Genomic DNA, 6,567 nt, shown 5'->3' on the forward strand with positions numbered 1-6,567 from the left:
AAGTTGCCGGGGAAAGTTTTTTTAATGTAAAACCTGATGCAGCTGTTACTGGTGATCCCCAATACGTTAAATCATAACGACGTACTGGCGTTGTAGTTCTTTGCATTTCAAAAGAATTTGTGATGTCGCCAGAAAACATTGTCTGACTATTGTTTTCTTGTATTAGCGCTCCTCCGTTTTGTATTAATAACTTTCCTCCTGCTCCTACAGTTATGTTTTCGTAAACTGTTAATGTTTTATTAGATGGGACAGTAAGTGTTACACCAGGATCAATTGTACAAGAACAAACTACGACATCTGATTGAAGTGTCATGTTACTTGATATTGTAACTGGAGTAGTTGCCGTAGGAGTACCTGTTCCGTTATATACATTTGGAACTAAAGTGAAATTAAGAGCAAGATTTGCATCTCCTCCATTTTCCTTTAAGCGAACTTCAATTTTAGAATCTTTGTTTAGCAAATAGGTACCTACTGGTACACTTACAGTTTGATAACCGTTTTGGTTGAAGATACGTGTCCCGTTAAGATAAATCTCAACATTATCATCAAAGTTTGCTAAATCTAATTTATAATTACCACAAGGAAAACCTTGACGTTTATAACTAAGTGCAAAATCATCTATTGGCATAGGCAGACCTTGCCATCCTGCATAGGCTGATGGAGAAAGTCCTTTATTCCAATATAATGTTGTGTCAAAACTTAAATTTGAATCAACATATGTACCAGCATAATCTGCCACAGGTAATGATATGTCTGATACATTATAACCATACACATTCCATGTGTTAATTCCAAAAACAGTTGGATCGCCTTTTGGCATACCGTATGTAAAAGAAGCTCTAGCGCCACCTACATTTTCATAATATTCTAAAATAAATTCATGAGGACCTGCTGTTAAGATTTTTTTTGCACTGTCTTTAGTATATCCATGATCATTCCATCTTCCTACAAGTAATACTCCATCAATATATAATCTTGTTCCGTCATCTCCACCAATTGTAAAAGAATATTCACCTGCATCAACAAGGTTTACATTCATTTTATAACGAATGAAGAAATTATCTGAAGGAGCTGTACCACAAATATTTACAGTTGTTCCAGTCACAGCACCTCCAGTCGAATCAAAATTTCTGTCAAATAGAGCGGGCTCGGTAACAGTTCCTATATATTGAGTTGTAGCATTTACTGGTGAATTTGTCACCGCTGGATCTGGTACAGTTCCTGTCCATTTGTAAACATAACCTGTCCAGTTATTTGTAGTAGATAAAGTTTGATCACCAAGAGGTACACATACATTAACCGTAATATTTATACAAGATGTTATGTTACAAGTTCCTTTATATCTCACATAATATGTTGTGGTTGTGGTTGGAGAAACTGTTATACTATTTCCTGTACCAGCCGCAATTCCACCGCATGAGCCTGTGAACCACTCTGCAGAAGCGCCTGTACCTAAAGTTCCACCTGCTACCGTTAGGATAGTGCTAGATCCACTTATGATTGATGTAGTTCCTGTTATTCCTGTTGGGATTGTTGATTGTGAATTAACAGTCATTGTTATGCTGTTTGATGTTGCAGGACTTCCTGTCAAACATGGTGAAGCATTCGATGTCATAACACAAGTAACGGTATCACCATTTACCAAAGTGTTAGTTGTATAAGTTGCAGAATTTGCCCCAACATTACCACCATTTAATTTCCATTGGTAAGAAGGAGTTCCTCCATTGGTTGGAGTTGCCGTAAAAGTTACCGAAGTTCCTGGACAAATTGCTCCTGTAGGTGAAGAAGCAATACTTACACTTGCATTTAAAACTGGGTTTACAGTAATTGTTCCTGTTGCATTTACAGTACCGCAACCGCCGTTTAGTGGAATGTTGTAAGTGTAAGTTCCCGCAGATGTAGGTGTTCCGCTAATTGTTATTGTATTAGAAGCCCAAGATGCCGAGACACCATTAGGCAAATTTGTTATTGTTCCAATTCCTGTCGCTCCAGTAGTAGTGTGTGTGATGGTCGTCATCAAAGTATTAACACACAGAATTTGAGTTGAAGATGGTGCACTTACAGTATTATTTTCATTTACTGTAACTGTAACGGGATTTGATGTTAAGGCTGGCGTACAAGTGCCGTTTATTTGTACAGTGTAACTTCCTTGATTTATAGTTGTCGGATTAGTTAAGGTCAATGTTGCTGTTCCCTGTCCAGAGTAGACTCCACCGTTTGTAATAGTAGTGCCGTCTTTTTTCCAAACATAAGTTAAATTTGTTCCTGTTGCAGCAACTGTTATTGTTTGTGTTCCATTTCCTGAGCAAGTTGCTGCAGGAGCGACTGGCTGATTTGTTATAGCAGGTGCACTTGATATTGAAACATTTACAGCATCAGAGGAATCACTTTGGCAGGATCCTGATTTGGTAGTTTTTACTGTATAACTTCCAATTGTTGAAACAATAATGCTCTTTGTAGTTTCACCAGTAGACCATAAGTAACTGTCTTGATTGCTAGAGGTTAGTGTTACATTGCCTCCAGGACAAAAAGACGTGCTTCCTGAAATTGTTGGTTTTGTTGTTTTGTTATTACTTACATTTATGCTTAACGTTCTATTGACGCTGTTTGTCCCAGAAGCGCAAGGATTAGATACTGTAACTCCTATGTTTCCATTTCCAGAGCCAATATTAACAGTAATTGAATTTGTGTTTTGGCCAGAAACAATAGTCCAGCCATTTCCATTAGGAATTGTCCAAGTGTAAATTGCTCCTCCTGTGACTGCTGGTATAGAATAAACCTGGTTAGTACTTCCGTTGCATTGTGATGTTGTTCCAGAAATTTGTCCAACTGTTCCCAATGTAGTACCAAGTACAGTAATTGTTTTATATGCAGTTTTAATTTCAGTACAATTGGGTTGAGTCACTGTGTAAATGACATTTGCAACTCCTGGCGCAACTCCTGTAACGGTAGAATTTCCGCTAGGTGAAGTTACTGTCAATACTGCTGGATTAGAAGAAGACCATGAGCCTCCTGCGGACCAACCTGTAGACCAAAATACTGCATTTTCTCCAACGCATAATTTATCGCTATTGCTGAAAACTGTACCAGCTGTTGCTCCCGAATTACATTGAGCATTAATTGTAGTAAAACTAAATCCTAGTAAAATTGCAACAAAAGCAATTTTAAAACTAAATTTTTCAGAGCGTATTTTAAAAAAAGACAATAGGAAAAATAAAAAACTTAAAAGTAATTTTAGAGTCATAATTAAATCGTGGCATTTAATTTTAAAAAAATGTTTTTTTATTTTGTTATGGATAACTTTCCTATGCCATCAAATACTTAAAAAGCAACAATTGAACGAAACCACCTAGTCATGTTAAATGGTTTCAATCAGTATGTTATGCTGGCATAGCAATTAACCTCGCAAAGATATATACATCTACGAGCTAGAAATCACGAGGGTTTTGAGAATCAGCTGATAATCGATGAATTGCAAAATAAAGTCGATAAACTACATTTAAAAAAAATAAATTAGACGTTATTTCTTATAAATTAAAGGGTAAAAAAATAAGAAAAATCGTAAATAAAGTGGTTAAAAACACCTATCTCTTAACATAAAAACACAAAAAACGTCATTAATGCTAAAAATGCACAATAACTTAGTGTTTAGACAAAGAAGGCTTTTCTGACAATTTGAAGAAGAAAAATAGTTTCTATTTTAAGCTTTTGTTTAAGAATTATAAATGCAAACTAACTTATTTATAGTGTTTTAACTTTGTCATAAACCAGATTACTTTCGTAGCCGCGACGAAGCATATAATCGCAGAATTTTTTTCTTTTTTTCAAGGTGTTTTTTTCATGCAAATTATTCCAACATCTTTCCGAAAGCTGTTCAAAAGTAGCTACATATTCTTCGGGTGAAATTTCCTTTAAAGCAAGATTTATATTGGTCGAAGAAATCTGTTTTAATTTAAGCTCATTTGTAATCCTAATTTTTCCCCAATTTTTGATTCTGTGTTTCCCTCTTGCAAAGCTGCAGGCAAAACGGGTTTCGTTTAAAAAATTTCCTTCAATTAGTTGAAATACAATATTATCGATCTCATCGGATGACATTTTTAAGCTGTATAATTTCGATATTACTTCTGCATGACAACGTTCCTGATAGGCACAAAAGCGCTCTAATTTTTGTAATGCTTCTTTTGGGGTAAAAGTGTCGTTCATCGGTTTTTTCTTGCTTTTTAACGATTATTGCTAAATATGTGCATTTTATTGTTAAATTTTATGATAAATTTTTAGCTATCGCTAAAAAGTCTTTCGCTAAAATGTTGTGTATGTGCTTTATTATAATATTTTTGTGAGATATATCAGAGGAATTTTTTATTCCTAAAAGGAATAATTTAAACGTCTGATTTATAGATTTTAAAACCAAAAATTGAAGCATTACGTATACAATATTAAGTGCTTTTTTTGATGGTTTGTATTACCAAAGACAAATTTAAAATATAAATACCACAATTATATGACTAAAAAACTACTTTTATTCGCTCGTTCGTTATTTAGTAATTCTTCAAATAACAACAGAAATGTTGTGGTCAAAGAATGTTTTTTTTCTTTGAAATCACATCGTGTAAGTTTGCTTCTTGCTTTATTATTTGTGTGTTTTTCTTTTAATTTTGCTGGAGCACAGACTACACTTTTTCAATTTAACTATGAAAGTGGATTCGGAACTAATCCAAATATTGATAATGTTTTAGGAACTCCTGTTTTTTCAGCTAACGGTGTTGATGATGAAGGCATAGTTACATCAGCAACTTGTGGAGGAGGAAATTCTAGAATGTACAGCGCAGACGATTGGGATATTGGAGATTCTTATAGATACGAAGTAAATACTACAGGATTCGGTAATATGAATTTTAGTTTTTGTATTAAAACTGATAATGCTGCTGTCGGAGCTTTTATTGTTAGGGTAAGTACTGATTCTGGTACTAATTGGAATCTAATAGGCAGTAATTTTACTCCAACTATTACCGCAAGTGCGTCTGCAACCTATTCAATTCCAACTTTAGCAAATAATTCTGCGGTCGTTTGGATTGAAATAGTAAAAATAAATACAAATGCAAATAATAGTAGAACGTTAGTAATTGATAATGCAACATTAACGGGATATTCTATTCCTAATATTACAAGTTTTACTCCAACTTCAGTTTGTGCTGGATCAAGTGCATCAGTTGTGATAACTGGAACAAATTTTACAGGAGCCACAACTGTTAGTTTTAATGGTATTGCGGCAACTTCTTATACGGTTAATAGTAATACACAAATCACAGCTACGTCACCTACCACAGCAACTACAGGAACAATTTCTGTTTCAAATAGTAATGGAACTGGTACCAGTGGATCTTCATTTATAGTCAATCCTTTACCAACGATAACAGCAGCAGCTTCACCTACTTCTGTTGCAAGTGGGGGTACTTCTGTATTAACGGCAACACCTACGCCTGCCTCTACTGTGAATGTAACTGTGTTACAGGAAGACTTTAATGCGGCTACAAATAACTGGACAACAACTAATACTTCTACAGGAGGAACTCCGGCAAATGCAAATTGGACTTTAAGACCAAATGGTTATACATATAATTATCCAAATTATCCTATAAATACTTTCCATTCGAATGATAATAGTCAGTTTTATTTAACAAATAGTGCGGATCAGGGTAGTGCAGGGACTACAAGAACTACTTTGCAATCACCAGCAATTAATACGACCGGTTTAACCACTCTTTCATTAGACTTTTATCAATATTTTCTAAATTTTGATGGAGATGATGATTGTTTTGTAGATGTTTCTACAAATGGAACATCATGGACGAATGTAGCTACTTATTCAGCGACGCAAGGCGTACAAAATAATTTTCTTAATACAACAGTAAATTTAGATGGTTATGTAGGTAATCTTACATTATATGTTAGGTTTAGATATGCAGGTAAATTTGATTGGTATTGGGCTATTGATAATGTCACAATTTCAGGTACTAGAACAAATTCGTACACATACAGCTGGACAGCAAATCCTGCCGGCGTGACAGCTGGATTACCTGCAGGAGCAGGAACTGCAAATGTTGCGAATAAAACAATTAATGTAACTCCTACTCAAAATACAAATTATACTGTAACGGTTATAAATACAGCAACAGGTTGTGCTGCAACTGCAAGTCCAGTTCTAGTTACTATTGCAGCTCCGACAATAACAAGTTTTACTCCAACTTCTGCTTGCACAGGAGCTGGAGGATCAGTTGTAATTACGGGTAACAATTTTAATGCTGCTACAGCTGTACGTTTTAATGGAGTCACTGCATCTTTTACAGTCAATAGTAATACTCAAATTACAGCTACAATACCTGTTGCGGCTACAACTGGTACTATTTCTGTTACCACTGTTGGCGGTACAGCATCGAGTAGTGGACAGTTTACAGTAAGTGCTATACCCACTGCAAGTGCCGGCGGAACCCAGACGATTTGTCAAAATGGTACGGCTACTGTAAGCGGGGCACTTTCTTCAAACGGAACAATAGCATGGACCCATAA

General features: G+C 35.3%; 3 protein-coding genes. 1 reads left to right on the top strand and 2 read right to left on the bottom strand.

What is annotated here, in order from left to right:
* Both EV144_RS24005 and EV144_RS24010 read right to left on the bottom strand, forming a co-directional pair.
* On the bottom strand, positions 1 to 3,244 hold a 3,244-nt coding region (locus tag EV144_RS24005), incomplete at its 3' end, for a PA14 domain-containing protein (RefSeq protein ID WP_134151674.1).
* A gap of 497 nt (positions 3,245 to 3,741) precedes the next feature.
* Positions 3,742 to 4,203, bottom strand: a complete 462-nt coding sequence (locus EV144_RS24010) for a regulatory protein RecX (RefSeq protein ID WP_134151675.1) — start codon at positions 4,201 to 4,203, stop codon at positions 3,742 to 3,744.
* Positions 4,204 to 4,501: 298 nt separating this feature from the next.
* Here EV144_RS24010 and EV144_RS24015 point away from each other — a divergent pair.
* Positions 4,502 to 6,567: beta strand repeat-containing protein (locus EV144_RS24015; protein ID WP_208326881.1), on the top strand; the 2,066-nt coding region annotated here is incomplete at its 3' end.

It is taken from the genome of Flavobacterium sp. 270, from assembly GCF_004368785.1.
Lineage (GTDB): Bacteria > Bacteroidota > Bacteroidia > Flavobacteriales > Flavobacteriaceae > Flavobacterium.

Bases quoted from the DNA above. Each gene is read 5' to 3' on its own strand.
- EV144_RS24010 (WP_134151675.1), bottom strand. From the start codon at position 4,203: ATGAACGACACTTTTACCCCAAAAGAAGCATTACAAAAATTAGAGCGC.